Here is a 17,842-nt window from a genome sequence, read left to right on the forward strand (position 1 = left end):
TACCAGTTCGGAAACTAGCTCAATGCTTTCTCGAACAGTTGTTTGGCATTAATTTGTCCTATAATCTCTTCATGAAACTGATCCATACACTTGCAGATAAAATCCTTATGGCATACCGGGCAAGGTGTCGTTAGCAGTCGACTAATATTCGTCAAAGTCCACTCCGGATTACGTTGAGAAAAAACACGGCACTCCGTACCATCGGCCAAACTCATTTTAAACTCATAAAGCCCTTCTTTTTCATTGCTGCCAGCCAGCGTGAAATTAACAATATTCGGTCTGTAAGACATCATATCACCCGTATTTTCAAATTTGTTTCGTACCTGGTGACCAGAATCACCTAAGCCATCTTAATGAATTTTGGCGATGATGTCAAATGGTCGGGGATCTACTGTCATGTTAATACATTCATGATTTCCTTCTCGTATGTACTTTAAACGAACCACACAAAATGAATCATTAAAAAATACTATTAATTTGCTTGACCACATAAAAGTTGCACTAGACAAAAACTATTGTAGGTGTACAATAGGGATAGTACAATCGTTATGTCACTAATACTAGATTTCATCATGAATAAAGAAGGTGGAGCGTATGAAAAATATAAAGGGCAACTTGGCGGAAATCGCTTCACTGTCGGAAGTGAATCGCTCCTTGAGCGTCCCTAAGGACGGCACGTGGTTTCGAAAGTTTCTCGCCTTTGCCGGACCTGGCTATATGGTCGCTGTCGGCTATATGGACCCCGGCAATTGGGCTACAGACATCGCAGGCGGAGCAAAATTCGGCTACACGCTGCTTAGTGTCATTCTGGTCTCCAACCTGATGGCTATTCTGCTGCAAGCCTTATCCGGCAAGCTTGGCATTGCCACTGGTAAAGATTTGGCACAAATGTGCCGCGATGCCTATAGTCGTCCCGTCGCAATCGGCTTGTGGCTTTTATGCGAAATTGCCATTGCAGCTATGGATTTGGCCGAGGTCATCGGCTCAGCCATTGCACTGAAGCTGCTGTTCGGTTTACCGCTACTATATGGCGTTATCATTACCGCATTTGATGTCATGCTCATTTTATTGCTGCAAAACAAAGGTTTTCGGGCTTTGGAAACATTGGTCATTGTGCTAATGGCGACGATTGCCGGGTGCTTTGGCATCAATCTCATTTTGGCACAGCCATCATGGGGCGGCATGTTAGGCGGATTTGTGCCAGATTCACAAATTTTGACCAACCCAAGCATGCTGTATATTGCGATCGGTATTATGGGCGCTACCGTGATGCCTCACAACCTGTATCTGCATTCATCCATTGTACAAACTCGCAAATTTGAGCAGACTTCAGCAGGTAAACGCGAAGCTATTAAATTTGCAACCTGGGATTCCAGTATCGCGCTTATGTTCGCCCTATTTATTAATGCCGCCATTTTGATCGTGGCAGCAGCGGTGTTCAATACTGCCGGAAAAACAGATGTAGCCGAAATTAGCGACGCCTACTATCTGCTATCGCCTTTGCTGGGAACCACACTCGCAAGCATTCTATTCGGGGTGGCATTGCTCGCCTCCGGTCAGAATTCGACCGTTACTGGTACGTTAGCTGGACAAATCGTCATGGAGGGCTTTCTCAACCTTCGTCTTCCCCCTTGGCTGCGTCGTCTGGTAACGCGACTCATCGCAATCATTCCAGCGGTAATCGTCACTGCTATCGCCGGTGAAAAAGGAGCGGAAGAACTGCTTGTGCTGAGTCAGGTCATTCTATCCATCCAGTTGCCTTTTGCCATCATCCCACTATTGCTCTTTACGAGTGACAAAAAGCTCATGGGTGAATTTGCCAACAAAATGTGGCAAAAAGCATTAGCCTGGATCGTGACCGGTATCATTATTGTCTTGAATGTGATACTCATCGTCCAAACGATTTCAGGATAGGCTGCTGCCGATAATTCTTTCTACCAACAAAAAAGGTATCCCACGGGCCTTTCACCCAGGGGATACCTTTTTTTGTAAAATTGCTATAAAACTTAGTTCCTCCTATTTACTCTACTCTCTATCATTCCGCATGGCCAGTTTCACCGCTTGGCAGGCGCTACCTTCATTTGCGCTTCAAGCGCGAGGTTCAGCTTGAGCACGTTCACACGCGGTTCTCCGAATACTCCGGCACTACGGCCTTCGGTTTGCGTCTCCACCAGTGCTTTCAGCTGATCCTGCGCGATTCCCGTCAAGCTGCTAATACGTGGAATTTGTACCTGTGCCGCTTGTGGCGAGATATGCGGGTCCAGACCGGAACCGGAGTTCGTAATCAGATCCACCGGAACCTCGCTAACTGGCACATCCGGATTTTGTTTCTGCCAAGCGGCAATGGAATCCTTGACTCGCTGTATCAAGGCCGGATTGGACGGCGCGTAGTTGCTTGATCCTGAACCAGCCCCGTTATAATCAACACTGGATACCCGACCTTGGAAAAACGCAGGATTGGCAAAGGATTGCCCGATCAGTTCAGAGCCGACTACCCGTCCCTCCGCATTCTGCAGCATGCTGCCATTGGCTTGCTGCGGAAACAATACCTGTGCCACTCCTGTGCTAACGAGCGGATATGCCAAGCCACACAAGAGGATCATCAGCACCGAGGTTCGCAAAGCGACTCCAGTAACCGTGCTTCCCCGCATCTCCTGTCTCTCCGGCTGCCCCTCCGACCCAGTCCTCGTCACTGCAGGGTTGTTATTGTCTCGTCCGGCAGAACCGGATTTCTCGTGTGCAGCAAATCTGCGCCCAGACATACGATAAAACCCACTCATGTTGCTCACCCTTTCCGCTTCCATTGTATCTGAAATGCATCCTTTTACAGGCTGCCTTAAATCCATAAATGCACCAGCAAATCAATGGCCTTGATGCCGACAAACGGCACCACCATACCACCCAAACCGTAAATCAGCAAATTCCGTCCGAGCAGGCGGTCCGAGCTCATCGGCTTATACTTTACGCCCTTCATGGCCAGCGGAATCAGGAGCGGAATAATAACCGCGTTAAAAATCAGCGCCGACAAAATAGCGGACAGCGGAGAGCCAAGCCCCATGACGTTCAAAGCGCCCATTTGTGGAATAGCCAGCATGAACATCGCCGGGATAATGGCAAAATATTTGGCAACATCGTTCGCGATGCTAAACGTTGTCAAAGCGCCGCGTGTCATGAGCAGTTGCTTGCCGATGGCGACCACCTCAATAATTTTGGACGGATCGGAATCCAGATCCACCATATTGGCGGCTTCCTTGGCCGCGACCGTGCCGCTGTTCATGGCAAGACCAACATCCGCCTGCGCCAGCGCAGGAGCATCATTGGTACCGTCGCCGGTCATAGCCACCAGCTTGCCTTGTTCCTGCTCACGGCGGATAACCGCAATTTTATCCTCCGGCTTGCTTTCAGCTACAAAATCGTCCACACCTGCTTCCCGTGCAATGGTAGCAGCAGTCAGCGGATTATCCCCGGTACACATAATCGTGCGGATACCCATTTCCCGGAGCTGATCAAACCGCTCCTTCATGCCCGGCTTCACTGTATCCTTCAAATAAATAATGCCGTATATCCGATCATCCAGCGCAACCGCCAGCGGTGTACCTCCTTCAGAGGCCACCTGATTCGCTTTTTCCTCCAGATCAGCTGGAACCCTGCCGTTTTGCGATATGATCCACTGCCGAACAGAGTCCACTGCGCCCTTGCGCACCTTTCGTCCATCGGCCAGGTCCAGGCCACTCATCCGGGTTTCCGCCTTGAACTCAATAAAGGCTCCGCCTGCCGCCAAGGATTCATCCAATGTGTATTCCTGTGATGTGTACTCCTGCTTGCGCATCAATTCCAGCACCGAGCGTCCCTCAGGCGTCTCATCCTTCATTGAGCTCATCGCTGCCCACTTTACCAGCTCTGCCTTCTCCACGCCCCCTACAGGCACAAATTCACTCGCCATCCGGTTCCCGAAGGTGATGGTCCCCGTTTTGTCGAGAATCATCGTGTTGATGTCCCCGGATGCCTCTACCGCCTTGCCTGACATCGCCAGCACGTTAAACTGGGTGACCCGGTCCATACCGGCAATCCCAATCGCCGACAGCAGCCCTCCAATTGTGGTCGGAATCAGACAAACCAGCAGCGAAATCAAGACTGGTACAGGCAAATCGATGTTAAAATGGCGGGCGATCGGAGCCAGCGTGACCACCACGATCAAAAAAATAATCGTCAAGCTGATCAGCAACGTGTTCAACGCAATTTCATTCGGCGTTTTTTGCCGCTGTGCCCCTTCCACGAGCGAAATCATTTTATCAATAAACGTTTCGCCCGGCTCTGCCGTAATCCGCACCTTGATGCGGTCACTAACTACCCGTGTCCCGCCCGTTACCGAGCAAAAATCACCGCCCGATTCCTTGATGACCGGAGCTGATTCCCCTGTAATCGCCGATTCATCCACCGAAGCCAGTCCTTCAATAACCTCGCCGTCCCCCGGAATCATCTCGCCCTGGGATACCAGCACAATATCCCCTTTACGCAGCTCGGTTGAGCTAACCACCTGAATGTCATTTCCGACAAGCTTGTTGGCCTGTGTATCCTGCTTGGATTTTTTCAAAGAGGCAGCTTGCGCCTTCCCCCGCCCCTCCGCGAGCGCTTCAGCAAAATTGGCAAAGAGCAGCGTGAACAGCAGAATAACAAAAACAGCCAGGTTAAAGCTCATTTCCTTGTCAGCTCCAAAATAACCGGGAAACAGCAGCATCAGCAGCACAACCAGTGTGCCGATCTCCACGACGAACATGACGGGATTTTTCATCATGAGCATCGGATTTAATTTCATAAAGCTATCCCTGATCGCATGCTTCAAGATGCTTCTGTCCAGCATGCGTTTACGTTGTTCCTTCATGATCAAGCACCCCGTTCATCCATTCTCAATTTCTTCTTCATGCTTATTCTTCATCACATGGTCAAAAATTCAGCTACAGGCCCCAATACGATGACAGGCAAAAAGGTCAATGCACCAATCAACAGAACAACTCCGATCAGAATGGCCCCAAACAGCTTGTTGTCCGTGCGCAGTGTGCCCGTCGTCACTGGTGTCGGCGCTTTGGCATTCAACGAAGCCGCTACAGCCAGCAATGCAATCATGGATACATATCGTCCAAAGAACATAACCATCCCTGTTGTTAAGTTCCAGAATACGTTGTTATCTGCAAGACCTTCAAACCCTGACCCGTTATTTGCCGCAGATGACGCATATTCATAGAGCACCTGAGTCAGCCCGTGATATCCGGGGTTTGTGACCGCATCATACCCCCAATGACTCATAAAAGCGAGCGCAGTCGGTGCCAGAATGAGAAACGGATGTACCAGAATGGCAATCGCGATCAGCTTCATTTCCTTGCCTTCAATTTTCCTACCCATAAATTCCGGGGTTCTTCCGACCATCAGTCCGCATATAAACACACCCAGAATCGCGTACATCAGCATGTTCATCAGCCCGACACCCTTGCCGCCGAAAATGACGTTTAACATCATTTCACCCAAAGCCGCCATACCACCCAGCGGGGTCAGTGTGTCATGCATATTATTGACCGAACCTGTCGTTGCCGCTGTCGTCACCGCAGTGAATAATGCCGATTGTCCAATGCCGAAGCGAACCTCTTTCCCTTCCATGCTTCCCTGCGAAGCATCCACACCCAGCGCCTGTATCAGCGGATTTCCCGTCTTTTCAGACACGTACGTAATGGACAGAAAAATAAGGAACAATACCATCATCGAGCTAAAAATAATCCAGCCCTGCTTACGATTGCGGGCAAACAAGCCAAAGGTATACGGCAGCGAAGCCGGCATTACCCACATCGCTAAAATCTCCAGAACGTTCGTCCAGGGACTTGGATTCTCAAAAGGATGCGCAGAGTTGGCACCCGCATAACCGCCCCCGTTCGTCCCCAGATGCTTGATAGATTCCATCGAAGCAATGGGCCCCAAAGCAATCTGCTGCTGTGTTCCGCTCAGCGTCGTAATATCCACCGTAGGCTGCAGCGTCTGTGGTACTTTCAATCCAACCAGCACCAGCGTAAGCACAAAGGCCAGCGGCAGGAAAATCCGTATAATCGACTTGATGAAATCCTGAAAAAAATTGCCCATTCCTTCACCGCGCCGCGTCAATCCTCTCATAAAAGCCGCAGCAACAGCAAAACCGGAAGCCGCCGAAGTGAACATCATCATCGTGACAAACGCCATCTGTGTCAGATACGTAAGTCCGCTTTCTCCGCTATAATGCTGGAGATTCGTATTGGTCATAAAGCTGATTACCGTGTTAAAAGCCAATGACGCTTCCATATTGCCGTTTCCAGCCGGATTCCCGGGAAGCATTCCTTGCAAACGCAGCAGCACATAGCTGATGACCACAAGCACGACATTGGTCGCGAGAAAGCTCATAACATACGTAGTCCAACGCATATTCTCCAGCTTTTTCAAGCCTGCTAGCCTATAAATCAGCTTTTCCGTTCCACCGAAAATTCGATCCGTCCGATTCGGTTCATTTGAGAATACATGATACATATAGGTGCCCACTGGCTTTACCAAGAGCAGCAATATGACAAGCACAATTCCAATTTGCAGCAGCTCCATCGTCTATTCCTCCTTAAAATGCTCCTGCGCATGTGGAACAACAGACCTGACCCAGACCAGCAAGCGAGTGCACACGTTTGCGCCAAACCCGCTACCTGTGATACCGGATCTGCTGTTCCTGCCCGTTTCCTCTTATAGCGATTAAAACTTTTCAGGGTTCAGGAGCGCATAGATTAAATACACCAACACCATAGCCGTGAGCACAAGCACAACAATCATCCTCTTCGCCCTCCCTTAGAGGTCTGCTCATTGCACCAGCGTACAAATAGCAGTATCGCTCCATAACTCACAGCCAGCACGAGCAGCATGTATATATCCATCATGTTCAAGCCCTCCCGTATCAGTCCTCAGATCAATAACTATGTTATAAGCGCTTATCCGTTCAGCAGAAAACCCACCTCTCCGTTCAATGTGTAGATCACATGATCCGCTCCTAATCCCCGATAAATTCCTTGTGGATTACAGCCGTGCGTGATGACATAGATCAAATCCGATGTCAGTGGCCGGCATATTTGCAGGAAACGGCAAGTCAGATTCATACTGTTTTCGAACAAATACACGCTACCAATTTCTTTTTTGGGAAAATTCCATTTTCCCGCTTGCATCGTATTGATGCGCACAATGTGCTCCACACCCATTTTTTTGAGCTGTCGTTCCTCCTGAGCGCTATTGGTGAGTACCGCAAACGCCAGTTTTTTGAACATAAGCAATTTCACAAAACTTCTGCCCGCTTCATTCGGTGCAGTGACGATAATTAACCGACCTTCCATCAGTAGCTCCTCTCCCGGTATAAAAAGACAACAAAAAGAAGCCAAAGGAAAAAGGCTTTCCTCCGGCTTCTTACATATCCATGATAAAATAAACCATGGCTGCACACGGCGGTTTGTTGCCTCTCCCTGTACGCTTACGAGGTTAGCTGTCGGATTTGGACGTGAGAGTCGCCCTATTTCCGGCACTTGGCCGGAAAATTCACCCCATGAGATTACGGCTTCCAAAGCCGTATACATCCCGATTGGTTCCCCCGCTTTTGCAACTGCAAAATTCAGCGATTAGACAATTCGTTGCTGCTTCATTCTTGTTAATTTGAAATTACGTCTTGAATCATACACCCGTGCAAGGAGCACTGTAAAGCTCACCAACGGGGTTATAAATCGTCCTTTTAAGCATAGAAGATCAATAATAACGCTTACAATACGACTATGCTTCTCCCAGCTCCTTTAATCTCGGTTTTTCATACCTTTTCGAAAATGAAAGGCATGTCAATATTGGCGTAAGGAGAGCAGTTTTGTCCTTTTTTTGTAAAAGCGAAAGAAAATGTGCTATATACACCAGATAAACGCCGATTGAACCTGCTTTTACGCTGAGAAACGCCGCAATTCGCTCCATTTGCAGCGCAATTTGCCGTTTTGAACAAAATACGATTTTACAGTATTAAGAAAACTCATTACATCTATTGTAGGCTTGCAACCTTTCATAAAATTGCTTACGATTTAATTGTAGAATATCGAATTAGGAGGGATACCATGACCGTTTATGAATATGGTGCCAAAACCCTGCAAGGAAAAGAAATCCCGTTATCCATATATGAAGGGAAAGTTCTGCTCATCGTGAACACAGCCAGTAAATGCGGGCTAACTCCCCAATATAAAGCGCTACAGGAGCTATACGACCAGTATCATGAGCATGGGCTCGAAATTTTGGGATTTCCCAGCAACCAATTTGCCAAGCAAGAGCCGGGTTCCAGCGAGGAGATTTCGGAGTTTTGCCAGATCAACTACGGAGTTTCCTTTCCGATGTTTGCCAAGACAGATGTCAACGGTGATCAGGCACACCCTTTATTTCGCTACCTTACCCAAACAGCTCCAGGCGTATTAGGCTCCAAAGCGATCAAGTGGAATTTTACGAAATTTTTAATCACACGCGAAGGTAACGTATTTAAGCGCTATGCACCACAAACAACTCCGGATAAGCTGGCAGGAGATATTGAAAAGCTTTTGCAGGAAAAATAAGATTCGATTAAAACAAAAAAGCATCCCTTCACACAAAACGTGTCAGGATGCTTTTTTTATTTTTGCTATTTGTAACCGTATCTTCCATATAATGCGGTCGAGAGGACTCGAACCTCCACGGGCGTACGCCCACTACCCCCTCAAGATAGCGTGTCTGCCATTCCACCACGACCGCAAATCATAATGTTTTGAGGCAACAGATTTATTATACTCCCTTAGCTTATATTTGTAAACCAAAATTTAATAATTATTTATTATGTTATGTTAAATAACATATAAGAGCTATAAAAATATTTAATTTGACATTTTAGCAAAATAAATGTGAATATATATTACATAATACTTTAAGTATTCAAATAAACTCAACTTATATGTTAAATAATATAACACAATATTTCGATTCAAGGAGGCGAACCACCCTGCACAAAGGCAACCGCTTGCTAAATTACGCATTATTGTTGGACCCTTCCCTACCCGTCGGCGGCTTCACCCGTTCTTATGGATTGGAGGAACGATTCCATAACGGACGCTTGACCTGTATGCAAGACCTGGAACATTACATGCGGAATGACTTGTATCCTCAATTCACAACGCTTGACGGTATGGCGATCAAAAGCCTGTATGTCGCCATTCAACAGGAGGATGGTTGGCGTATCGCCCTTATTGATAAGATGCTGCATACCCAACGCTCCTCTCTGCAACACGCGAAAGAGTCACGCCTGTCTGGTCAGCGCCTGATCAAGCTTGCCAAAGCCCTGTATCCTTGGCTTGAATTTGATCAGCTTGAAACAATACTCATTCAGTACAGCGCAATTGGCACACTCGCTACCGTTCATACGTGGATCAACTTTCTCCTTGGAAATGATGTGGAGCAGACCATTCACGGCTATCTAGCCGCAGCCGTGTCCTTCTGCATTGAAGATGCTTCCAAACTGCTAAATACACCTTACGAGGAAAAAAATCCTCTCATCGAGCGCATGACCGACGAACTGCTCACTACATGGAAAAAATTCGATGTGCCTGAGTCAGCTGCATTTCAGCGAGAGCTGCTTTACAGACATTGGTCCAGTTCCTACATTACTCAACCGCCTTATATGAGCCGTAAGAGCCGACTGGATGAAGAGAGGCTGTTTCCCTCCCCCGGCCTGTCCAAACGTCTTCCAGCATCCCCCTAATGCCCCACTTCACCGATCCGGCTGCAACACCAAAAGCACCCTACCGCTTTCCCCAAGTGGCAGAGTGCTTTTTTTATCCAAGCATAACCGCAATTTCACACCGTCAACAGGCTCTAGATGAATGATTCAGGTCACTTAGCACTTCAGGTTTTTACAAATTTCTCACTTAATTAAGTAATTAATTTAATGAAATAACGTATTTACGATTGTAAAAACACGTATAAAAGTGTATCATGGTTTCAGATGGTTAATTCTAACATGTTTACTGATGATTATTATAACACACCAATTATTCCGCAAGAATCCGTAAGGGGCGATTTCTCTTGAACAACAAAATGCCTGTCACCTCCTTCGGGTGGGCCATCAAACAACGGCTTGTCGAACTTCGACTGGATCAGAAAACATTTTGCGAGACACACAACATTCCGCCTTCACGTTTATCCAATCTGATTCATGGCACCCGCAAAGCACAAAGGTACAGAAAAAAAGTTGCTGCAATTCTGAACATTGATGATAACGACTATAAGGAGGCATCACCACTCTAAAACCCAAATAAACTCGTAATTCGAACCCACCAGTCCGTTTTACGGGTTTTCAATCCGGGAAATCTCAAGCTAGGAGATCATTCCGGATTTGCTTTGTTATTCTCTCTTTTTTGCTTACGGTATTTTGCAAATTCAACATATTCTAAAATAAAATTCTGTTCTTCTGCTTCCAGATCCTCTGCCTGGCAATTCAATGGCCCCATCACCCCAAAAAAAATAAGCAGCCTTTTGCTCCTGGAGCACGCCTTCTCCCGGCTTGATCCCTTTCATTAACCAGTCGAGAGATACGTTAAAAAAGTCCGAAATCTGAATTAGATGCATCGTACCCGGTGTTGTTTTCCCTCTTCTCCAATCACCAAGATTCCCTGAACTGATTTTAAGCTTTTCACAAAACGCCTTCTTGGTCATTCCCCGGTCCTTAATCAAAGCTTCAATCCGCTGATAAATAGTTTGATCTCCCAAAATTTTTCCCCTCCGAAACTATAACTTTTACGAATGAAATTTCATCTTAAACCTCAAGCAAATCATGATTTGGCAGTTGAATTGCCTTGTTTTTTCTCTTTACGAAAACGAGTAAATTCAATATACTCAAGTATAAAATCCTTTTCTGCCTCACTGAGCGGTTCCCCCTGGCAATCCAGTTGCCCTGAAGCCTCAAAAAAATAAGGGTCTTTTGACTCCTTCAGTGCCTCACCCCGTACATCTCGTCCCAGCATGATCCAATCCAGACTGGCATTAAAAAACGAAGCGATTTCAATGAGTTTATTCGTGCCTGGCGTCGTTTTTCCTCTTTTCCAATCTCCAAAGTTTCCCGTACTAATACCCAACTGCTCGCAGAACGCTTTTTTGGTCATCCCTCGTTCCTTGATAAGTTGCTCAATACGTTGGTAAATAGATTGCATAGAAGTCCCTTCCTCCCTAGCAGGCTCTCAAATAACGATATCATGTGCCCTGTTCCCATTTCAAAGATCACGTGTGCCAAAATTGCCGAATTATGTATGTTGGTTTTCATTATACCACAATATGCAACAAAAACCGCCCATTTTCCGAAGAAAACGGCGGCCTTTAGTCAGCTTGTGTACACCAATTACGAAGTAGGGTTGTCGATTTTAAGTAAAATCTGCTTCAATTCATTCAAAGTTTCGCTCAAGTGCAATAAATCTTCTTCCGGCAGAAACACCAGTCTCTCTTGAATTTTACCGGAAAAGGTATGGAATACCTGTTCACAAAAAGCGTCGCCTTCTTCTGTAATTGCCACATTCACGACTCTGCGATCCGAGTCACACGACTGGCGGTCAGCCAACCCATGCTCCACCAGCTTATCCAGAAGAGGAGTCATGTTCGGACGTGAGACATTAAGCTGTTTGGACAAATCAGATACGGTAGACGAACGTACTTCTCGCAGCAGCAGCAATACCTGAAAGTTATTAGGCGACAAATGCAATGGGAAATCAAGCGGACCGTAGGTGAAAAATTTCTTCTTCACAATCGGAAACAAGCCCAAAATATTTTCTGATATATTCCCTAACAGTTGATTGTCCATATTTTTCACCGTCACTTCATAAGTTTATACTTATCATTCTATAACATTATGGCGTTATATTATACTATGGAATCATTATTTCTTCATAATCATTACTTCATACATCACTAAACAAACAAAAAAAGCCTCTACTGCGAGAGACTTTTCCGTTCATTCCATTGATGCGGTCGAGAGGACTCGAACCTCCACGAGCGTACGCTCACTACCCCCTCAAGATAGCGTGTCTGCCATTCCACCACGACCGCATAACAAAAATAAATGGTGAGCCATGAAGGACTCGAACCTTCGACACCCTGATTAAAAGTCAGGTGCTCTACCAACTGAGCTAATGGCTCATGCTGTTCATCCAAGCTGTCCGCCATTAAACCAGACCTCAGGAATTTCCGCCAAGCATGCAACATGTAGTCTATAAAGACAACAATGACCCGTAGGGGATTCGAACCCCTGTTACCTCCGTGAAAGGGAGGTGTCTTAACCCCTTGACCAACGGGCCTCATTTTTGTACGCCAACTTGGCGACAAGAAAGAGTATATCAAATAGATTACAGAATGGCAATACTTAATTTTGAAATTTTTATATAAGTCATTTTCTAAATTAAAAACGCATCTTCACTTACGGACTGTATCTCAGTACAGCTAATTTTCAGGAGTTTATAGATAATTTATTGCAAATTAACTTACATTTACTTATAATCACTTACATAAACCGAAATCATTTTATACCAAAGGAGCTTACCTATGTATCAGGAAGAACGAATGATTCAAATCGTTAATTACTTAAAGCTTCATAAACGCATTTCGGTGGACGATATTTGCGAAATTTTTAATGTATCGCGAGATACAGCCCGTCGCGACTTGGTAAAGCTGGAGGAGCATCAGAAGATTATTCGTACCCGCGGCGGCGCTATTCTCCCTTCATTCCATCACGATTCCATTAGTAATTATAATGAAAGACTGCTCACTGTATCCGAGGAAAAGCAAGTGATTGGACAACTGGCAGCCAGCTTGGTACGAAATAAGGATCGTATCATACTGGATTCCTCCACTACCGTGCAGGCGTGTGCAGAAAAACTAAATGTGCAGGAATGTTCGGTCATCACCAATTCCATTAATCAGGCTGACGTGCTGTCCAGAAAAGACGGTGTATCCATTCATCTCTTGGGAGGACATCTGCAAAAAGAACACCGATACGTATACGGCTCCTCTGTCATCGCCACCTTGTCCCACTATTTTGTAGACAAAGCCTTTATCGGGATTGGAGGTATATCTGCCCATGGATTGAGTCTGATTCATGAAGAGGACGGTATGCTGAAGCATCAGATGATGAAACAGGCAGATCAGGTGATTGTCCTTGCAGACCATTCAAAATTCGGTAAAAAATTCCCTTACCGCTTTGCCGATCTATCCGAAATCAATATCGTGATCACCGACCGCTTGCCAGATCCGGATATGTTGGACATTTTTCAACATCATGATATTGAGGTTATTGTCCCCTCATAGAAAATGAAGCCGATAAAAAGACAGGAGATGGAGAAATGAAACTGTTTGCGATTGATATGGATGGAACACTACTGAATGAGGAAGGAAAAATAAGCAAAGTGAACGCGGAGGCTATACGCCAAGCACAGCAGCAAGGCATCCAGGTGGCGATTGCTACTGGCAGAGCGTCTTATGATGCCTGGACAAAGCTAGAGGAAGCTGGACTTGTAGCCCCCGTCATTGGAGCAAACGGCGCGACCGTACACGATACACAACGCCGCCAGCTAACCTCTACACCCATGGACCGAGATGAAACCTTTGAAGTGTTGAGCTGGCTGCGCGAAAACGATTTTTACTATGAGGTCATGACAGACCGCGCAATTTATTCCCCACAATACGGACATCAATTGCTTGCCGTGGAAATGGACCGTCTGCTAAGCGCCAATCCCGATATTTCGCTGAACACTTTATTACACGCAGCCGAAAAGCAATATGAACAGACAGGGCTTATCCGCATCACCTCATACGAGGACATTCCACTGGATGTGGAGATTTATAACGTGCTCTGCTTCTCCTTTGATCAAGCCAAGCTGGATCGGGGTCGTGAGCGTTACCGAAATTTCGGCACTCTAAACATGGTCATTTCCTCAGACCGTAACTTTGAAGTCGAGCATAAGGATGCATCCAAAGGCAATGCATTGCGTTATCTGGCGAATCATCTGGGCATTCCCATGCAGGAGACCGTGGCGATCGGGGACAGCTATAATGATATTTCCATGCTGACGATGGCAGGGAAGGGCATCGCCATGGGCAATGCAAAAGACGACATCAAGGCCATCTGTTCCAAAGTGACCCTGACCAATGTGGAGGATGGCGTCGCTCATGCACTGTTGAATATACTCAAAACCGTCGAGGCTGAGGCTGACATTGTAAACTGAAAATTCACCACCATTCCGCCTAATCCGCGATATTATGTACATTTTCCAGTCCGGCTTATACACATTTTTCCGATCATCGTTATTTTCAAAACGGATTATAGACAAAAAGGGTTATATACAAAAAGGACACTCGCAAGCATCATTTCGATACATACGAGCGTCCTTTTCTGTTACAAAAAACAAACGGAGAGAGAGGGATTCGAACCCTCGCACCGCTTTCGCAGCCTAACCCCTTAGCAGAGGGTCCCCTTATAGCCACTTGGGTACCTCTCCATGGCTCCCCGAACAGGACTCGAACCTGTGACAACTCGATTAACAGTCGAGTGCTCTACCAACTGAGCTATCAGGGAACATTACTGTAAATATTCATACAGTATGGTTAATTTACCATGATTCAGGGGGTGCCGTCAAGTGCTAACAAACGGAGTTTACTTCCACATTTACCACAGCGGTAATGCTGTGGATTCATTTTACGCTTCCGCAAGTATTCCTGTCCACAGGAAACGCACACCAGTTTGTAACGATAAGGCCGCGGCTTCCGCTCCAATCTTCCCGGCAGGGTCTGACAATGCCTGCTTCCCCCTACACGGGCCAGCCATGCCTTGAAATCTGCATCCCGATGCCGGTGGCCCATTCCGCGCAGATGCAAATGATAGTGGCACAACTCATGCTTAATAATTTTTTCCACCTCAGATCGTCCGAAGGCTGCAAGCTGATGTGGATTAATTTCAATATGATGACTTTTCATAAAATACCGCCCACCTGTAGAAGACAGGCGCGCATTGAAGCGAGCTTGATGCTTAAATGGCACACCGAAGCTTTCCAGCGAAATATGCTCCACCCACTCCTGAAGCTCCTCATTACTCATGGACTTGGACTCCATCCTTGCTTTTCTCCTCCTTTGTCCCATACTGACAAGCATATTACAAAATAACGATCGAAGTCTAACCCCAATTCAGAAGCACACTTTAGGTACTCATCCCATATGCTAAACATACAAAAAGTAACGCGGAGGAGGAGATTGGCTTGCCTCAATGGCTCAGCAACCAGCTTATGCGGGCCTTTTACAAAAAGGACCGTCGTCAAATCAAACTGTTAAACGATTGTTGGTTTTTTTATCATAAAGCCCCTGGCGTAGAGTTTGATGCCAACAATGGCTAAACGCGAAGGCATCAAAAATGAAAGCCGGAGTCCCCGATGCGGTTCGGAGATTCCGGCTTTTTTTGAAGTATTATGCCTGCGATTGCGCCTCTGCTGGAGGTTTCATCGTCAGACCCACTCTGCCCTTTTTCAAATCGACATTCAGCACCCATACCGTTACATTATCACCGACAGATACGACATCCATCGGATGCTTCACGAAGCCGCTGCGCAGCTGCGAAATATGAACTAATCCGTCACTTTTAATACCGATATCGACAAAGGCGCCAAAATCAATGACATTGCGGACGGTTCCCTGCAGCTCCATACCAGGTGCCAGATCTTCGATCTTCAGCACATCCTTGCGAAATACCGGCAACGGCAGTTCATCACGCGGGTCACGCCCCGGACGCTGGAGGCTCTCCAAAATATCCCGCAACGTCGGGACACCAACCTCCAGCTTAACAGCCAACTGCTCGATGCTGGAGATGTTCAATGCTTGCTCCGCAGCCTTCGTACCCAAATCGTGGGCACTGATACCCAGCTCAGCCAACAAGCGGTCTACTACAGCATACGATTCAGGGTGAATCGGCGTGCGGTCCAACGGATTTTCTCCACCCGGTATACGGATAAAGCCAATGGATTGCTCGTAGGTTTTTGCACCAAGACGCGGGACTTTTTGCAGCTGACGACGGTTGCTGAATTTACCGTTTTCTTCACGGTACTTGACGATATTTTTGGCAATCGTCGCGTTAATTCCTGCTACATAGGACAACAGTGCCGGGGAAGCGGTGTTCACATCTACACCGACATGGTTAACGGCCGATTCTACAACATCCTTCAAGCTTTCGTCCAGATGCTTCTGCGATACATCATGCTGGTATTGGCCTACCCCAATGGCTTTGGGCTCAATTTTGACCAGCTCAGCCAGCGGGTCCTGCACACGACGCGCGATGGAGGCCGCACTGCGCTCAGCCACGTCCAAATCTGGAAACTCCTCCTGCGCAAGCTTGGAGGCGGAATAGACGCTCGCGCCCGCCTCATTGACAATCAGGTACGCCAGGTTGCTGTCGCCAATCTCCGCGATGACTTCAGCTACGAATTGCTCTGTCTCACGCGAAGCGGTTCCGTTACCAATGACGATCAGTTCAATGTCGTACTCTGCAATCAGCTGCTTGAACTTCTCGGCAGCCTCGCGCTTCTTATTGTTCGGCGGTGTCGGATAGGTCACGGCCACTTCCAGCAGCTTGCCCGTGTCGTCGACAACCGCCAGCTTGCAGCCTGTCCGGTATGCCGGATCGACACCAAGCACACGGCGGCCTTTGATCGGAGCCTGCAGCAGCAGGCTGCGCAGGTTGCCTGCAAAGATAGAGATGGCTTGCTGCTCGCCCTTCTCCGTCATTTCGGCGCGCACCTCACGCTCAATCGATGGCGCGATAAGTCTTTTATACGCATCCTCAATGACGCCGCGCAACAACTCCTCCACAACTGACGAGCCTTTAATCACTTGACCTGCCATGTAATTGTAAATCGAATCTGGCACGACCTCCAGTCCGACCTTAAGAATGCCTTCACGTTCCCCGCGGTTAATCGCCAGAATGCGGTGAGGCGGCATTTTCTTGGCCAGCTCACGATAGCTGTAATAGTTCTCATACACAGACTCTTGCTCCGCGTCCTTCGCTTCGGAGGTCAACATGCCATGGTCGAGTGTATATCGACGCACCCATTGGCGAATCGTCGCATCGTCTGCCATATTTTCCGCTAAAATGTCCAAAGCTCCCTGAATAGCCGCTTCGGCGCTTTCGACTCCCAGCTCTGCATTCACATAGGATTCAGCTTCTTTCAGAGCATCGCCCTGCTTCGGCTGGCCCCAGATCCAGATAGACAGCGGCTCCAATCCACGTTCCTTCGCCACACTCGCGCGGGTTTTGCGCTTTTGCCGATAAGGGCGGTACAAATCCTCCACTTCCTGAAGCTTGACCGCAGAGGTGATAGCGGCTTGGAGTTCTTCAGTCAGCTTGCCCTGCTCCTCAATGATGCGGATGACCTCTACCTTACGATCCTCCAGATTACGTAAATACAGCACACGGTCTTCAATTTCACGCAGCTGGTTTTCGTCCAGCTCTCCTGTCATTTCCTTACGATATCGTGCGATAAAAGGAATCGTATTTCCTTCATCCAGCAAACTGATCGTTGTCCGGATTTGCTTGAGTGCCAGCGACAGCTCTCTCGCCACTTGTTTGACAATCCGCTCCTGGCGTTCTGCTTCGTTCGGCCCCTGTCCGATTTCCGTTTTCGTTTCCTCGTTAGACAAACCTATCCCTTCTTCCTTACAGCTCTTGTCATACACTATGTCTTTCATTATCACAAAAAAAGATTCAAAGCGCCAGCAGGTGACGTTA

Annotated in this window: 17 protein-coding genes, 6 tRNA genes, 1 pseudogene and 1 riboswitch; of the genes and pseudogenes, 7 read left to right on the plus strand and 17 right to left on the minus strand. The window is 47.2% G+C overall.

Annotation, left to right across the window (positions count from 1 at the left end):
* Window positions 1–14: 14 nt before the first annotated feature.
* Window positions 15–290 (minus strand): hypothetical protein, encoded by a 276-nt coding sequence (locus B4V02_RS18635; protein WP_007429354.1) that lies wholly within the window; start codon window positions 288–290, stop codon window positions 15–17.
* Window positions 291–594: 304 nt separating this feature from the next.
* On the opposite strand from B4V02_RS18635, the gene B4V02_RS18640 reads away from it, so the two are divergent.
* Window positions 595–1,914: an Nramp family divalent metal transporter gene (locus B4V02_RS18640; RefSeq protein WP_094155916.1), complete on the plus strand. Its 1,320-nt coding sequence runs from the start codon at window positions 595–597 to the stop codon at window positions 1,912–1,914.
* 140 nt (window positions 1,915–2,054) lie between these two features.
* Here B4V02_RS18640 and kdpC read toward each other — a convergent pair whose 3' ends face one another.
* The 5 genes from kdpC to B4V02_RS18665 all read right to left on the minus strand — a co-directional run bounded on the left by kdpC (window position 2,055) and on the right by B4V02_RS18665 (window position 7,382).
* The gene (gene kdpC, locus B4V02_RS18645; RefSeq protein WP_094157036.1) at window positions 2,055–2,780 is read right to left on the minus strand and encodes a potassium-transporting ATPase subunit KdpC; all 726 of its coding nucleotides are present in this window, start codon (window positions 2,778–2,780) and stop codon (window positions 2,055–2,057) included.
* A gap of 56 nt (window positions 2,781–2,836) precedes the next feature.
* On the minus strand, window positions 2,837–4,882 hold the full coding sequence (gene kdpB / locus B4V02_RS18650) for a potassium-transporting ATPase subunit KdpB (RefSeq protein WP_094155917.1): 2,046 nt from the start codon (window positions 4,880–4,882) through the stop codon (window positions 2,837–2,839).
* Window positions 4,883–4,935: 53 nt separating this feature from the next.
* Complete coding sequence (gene kdpA, locus B4V02_RS18655) at window positions 4,936–6,612, minus strand: potassium-transporting ATPase subunit KdpA (RefSeq protein ID WP_094155918.1); 1,677 nt, start codon at window positions 6,610–6,612, stop codon at window positions 4,936–4,938.
* A gap of 141 nt (window positions 6,613–6,753) precedes the next feature.
* A complete protein-coding gene (gene kdpF, locus B4V02_RS27245) occupies window positions 6,754–6,831 on the minus strand; it encodes a K(+)-transporting ATPase subunit F (protein ID WP_007429349.1) in 78 nt (25 codons plus the stop codon).
* Between the two features lie 155 nt (window positions 6,832–6,986).
* The gene (locus B4V02_RS18665; RefSeq protein ID WP_043890908.1) at window positions 6,987–7,382 is read right to left on the minus strand and encodes a hypothetical protein; all 396 of its coding nucleotides are present in this window, start codon (window positions 7,380–7,382) and stop codon (window positions 6,987–6,989) included.
* A gap of 115 nt (window positions 7,383–7,497) precedes the next feature.
* Window positions 7,498–7,670: riboswitch (cyclic di-AMP (ydaO/yuaA leader) on the minus strand.
* 465 nt (window positions 7,671–8,135) lie between these two features.
* Between B4V02_RS18665 and B4V02_RS18670 the strand changes: the two genes are divergently transcribed.
* Window positions 8,136–8,621 (plus strand): glutathione peroxidase, encoded by a 486-nt coding sequence (locus B4V02_RS18670; protein WP_094155919.1) that lies wholly within the window; start codon window positions 8,136–8,138, stop codon window positions 8,619–8,621.
* A gap of 92 nt (window positions 8,622–8,713) precedes the next feature.
* Here B4V02_RS18670 and B4V02_RS18675 read toward each other — a convergent pair.
* A tRNA-Leu gene (locus B4V02_RS18675) sits at window positions 8,714–8,796 on the minus strand.
* A gap of 262 nt (window positions 8,797–9,058) precedes the next feature.
* On the opposite strand from B4V02_RS18675, the gene B4V02_RS18680 reads away from it, so the two are divergent.
* Complete coding sequence (locus B4V02_RS18680; protein ID WP_167383767.1) at window positions 9,059–9,796, plus strand: urease accessory protein UreF; 738 nt, start codon at window positions 9,059–9,061, stop codon at window positions 9,794–9,796.
* Window positions 9,797–10,119: 323 nt separating this feature from the next.
* Window positions 10,120–10,341: a hypothetical protein gene (locus B4V02_RS18685; RefSeq protein ID WP_007429344.1), complete on the plus strand. Its 222-nt coding sequence runs from the start codon at window positions 10,120–10,122 to the stop codon at window positions 10,339–10,341.
* Window positions 10,342–10,418: 77 nt separating this feature from the next.
* Here B4V02_RS18685 and B4V02_RS18690 read toward each other — a convergent pair.
* From B4V02_RS18690 to B4V02_RS18715, 6 genes and pseudogenes are all read right to left on the minus strand, one after another.
* Window positions 10,419–10,803: pseudogene (locus B4V02_RS18690) on the minus strand (helix-turn-helix domain-containing protein).
* Window positions 10,804–10,865: 62 nt separating this feature from the next.
* Entirely contained in the window at window positions 10,866–11,243 is a 378-nt protein-coding gene (locus tag B4V02_RS18695; RefSeq protein ID WP_007429342.1) for a helix-turn-helix domain-containing protein, read from the minus strand.
* Between the two features lie 185 nt (window positions 11,244–11,428).
* Window positions 11,429–11,884: a MarR family winged helix-turn-helix transcriptional regulator gene (locus B4V02_RS18700; RefSeq protein WP_007429341.1), complete on the minus strand. Its 456-nt coding sequence runs from the start codon at window positions 11,882–11,884 to the stop codon at window positions 11,429–11,431.
* Between the two features lie 162 nt (window positions 11,885–12,046).
* Window positions 12,047–12,129 (minus strand) — tRNA-Leu (locus B4V02_RS18705).
* A gap of 14 nt (window positions 12,130–12,143) precedes the next feature.
* A tRNA-Lys gene (locus B4V02_RS18710) sits at window positions 12,144–12,219 on the minus strand.
* Window positions 12,220–12,305: 86 nt separating this feature from the next.
* Window positions 12,306–12,377, minus strand: a tRNA-Glu gene (locus B4V02_RS18715).
* Window positions 12,378–12,621: 244 nt separating this feature from the next.
* On the opposite strand from B4V02_RS18715, the gene B4V02_RS18720 reads away from it, so the two are divergent.
* Together B4V02_RS18720 and B4V02_RS18725 are read left to right on the plus strand one after the other, a co-directional pair.
* Window positions 12,622–13,383 (plus strand): DeoR/GlpR family DNA-binding transcription regulator, encoded by a 762-nt coding sequence (locus B4V02_RS18720; RefSeq protein WP_094155921.1) that lies wholly within the window; start codon window positions 12,622–12,624, stop codon window positions 13,381–13,383.
* 35 nt (window positions 13,384–13,418) lie between these two features.
* Window positions 13,419–14,300, plus strand: a complete 882-nt coding sequence (locus B4V02_RS18725; protein WP_094155922.1) for a Cof-type HAD-IIB family hydrolase — start codon at window positions 13,419–13,421, stop codon at window positions 14,298–14,300.
* 184 nt (window positions 14,301–14,484) lie between these two features.
* On the opposite strand, the gene B4V02_RS18730 is transcribed toward B4V02_RS18725, so the two are convergent.
* The 3 genes from B4V02_RS18730 to B4V02_RS18740 form a co-directional block, all read right to left on the minus strand.
* A tRNA-Ser gene (locus B4V02_RS18730) sits at window positions 14,485–14,573 on the minus strand.
* A gap of 1 nt (window position 14,574) precedes the next feature.
* Window positions 14,575–14,650, minus strand: a tRNA-Asn gene (locus B4V02_RS18735).
* Window positions 14,651–14,694: 44 nt separating this feature from the next.
* Window positions 14,695–15,183 (minus strand): SprT family protein, encoded by a 489-nt coding sequence (locus tag B4V02_RS18740; protein ID WP_094155923.1) that lies wholly within the window; start codon window positions 15,181–15,183, stop codon window positions 14,695–14,697.
* 143 nt (window positions 15,184–15,326) lie between these two features.
* On the opposite strand from B4V02_RS18740, the gene cmpA reads away from it, so the two are divergent.
* Window positions 15,327–15,461 (plus strand): cortex morphogenetic protein CmpA, encoded by a 135-nt coding sequence (gene cmpA, locus B4V02_RS18745; protein WP_007429337.1) that lies wholly within the window; start codon window positions 15,327–15,329, stop codon window positions 15,459–15,461.
* Between the two features lie 70 nt (window positions 15,462–15,531).
* On the opposite strand, the gene B4V02_RS18750 is transcribed toward cmpA, so the two are convergent.
* Entirely contained in the window at window positions 15,532–17,754 is a 2,223-nt protein-coding gene (locus B4V02_RS18750; protein WP_094155924.1) for a Tex family protein, read from the minus strand.
* Between the last annotated feature and the right edge of the window lie 88 nt (window positions 17,755–17,842).

Origin of the sequence: Paenibacillus kribbensis, assembly GCF_002240415.1 — a bacterium.
Taxonomy (GTDB): Bacteria; Bacillota; Bacilli; order Paenibacillales; family Paenibacillaceae; genus Paenibacillus; species Paenibacillus kribbensis.

Bases quoted from the DNA above. Each gene is read 5' to 3' on its own strand.
- B4V02_RS18635 (WP_007429354.1), bottom strand. From the start codon at position 290: ATGTCTTACAGACCGAATATTGTTAATTTCACGCTGGCTGGCAGCAAT.
- B4V02_RS18640 (WP_094155916.1), top strand. From the start codon at position 595: ATGAAAAATATAAAGGGCAACTTGGCGGAAATCGCTTCACTGTCGGAA.
- kdpC (WP_094157036.1), bottom strand. From the start codon at position 2,780: ATGAGTGGGTTTTATCGTATGTCTGGGCGCAGATTTGCTGCACACGAG.
- kdpB (WP_094155917.1), bottom strand. From the start codon at position 4,882: ATGAAGGAACAACGTAAACGCATGCTGGACAGAAGCATCTTGAAGCAT.
- kdpA (WP_094155918.1), bottom strand. From the start codon at position 6,612: ATGGAGCTGCTGCAAATTGGAATTGTGCTTGTCATATTGCTGCTCTTG.
- kdpF (WP_007429349.1), bottom strand. From the start codon at position 6,831: ATGATTGTTGTGCTTGTGCTCACGGCTATGGTGTTGGTGTATTTAATC.
- B4V02_RS18665 (WP_043890908.1), bottom strand. From the start codon at position 7,382: ATGGAAGGTCGGTTAATTATCGTCACTGCACCGAATGAAGCGGGCAGA.
- B4V02_RS18670 (WP_094155919.1), top strand. From the start codon at position 8,136: ATGACCGTTTATGAATATGGTGCCAAAACCCTGCAAGGAAAAGAAATC.
- B4V02_RS18695 (WP_007429342.1), bottom strand. From the start codon at position 11,243: ATGCAATCTATTTACCAACGTATTGAGCAACTTATCAAGGAACGAGGG.
- B4V02_RS18700 (WP_007429341.1), bottom strand. From the start codon at position 11,884: ATGGACAATCAACTGTTAGGGAATATATCAGAAAATATTTTGGGCTTG.
- B4V02_RS18720 (WP_094155921.1), top strand. From the start codon at position 12,622: ATGTATCAGGAAGAACGAATGATTCAAATCGTTAATTACTTAAAGCTT.
- B4V02_RS18725 (WP_094155922.1), top strand. From the start codon at position 13,419: ATGAAACTGTTTGCGATTGATATGGATGGAACACTACTGAATGAGGAA.
- B4V02_RS18740 (WP_094155923.1), bottom strand. From the start codon at position 15,183: ATGGAGTCCAAGTCCATGAGTAATGAGGAGCTTCAGGAGTGGGTGGAG.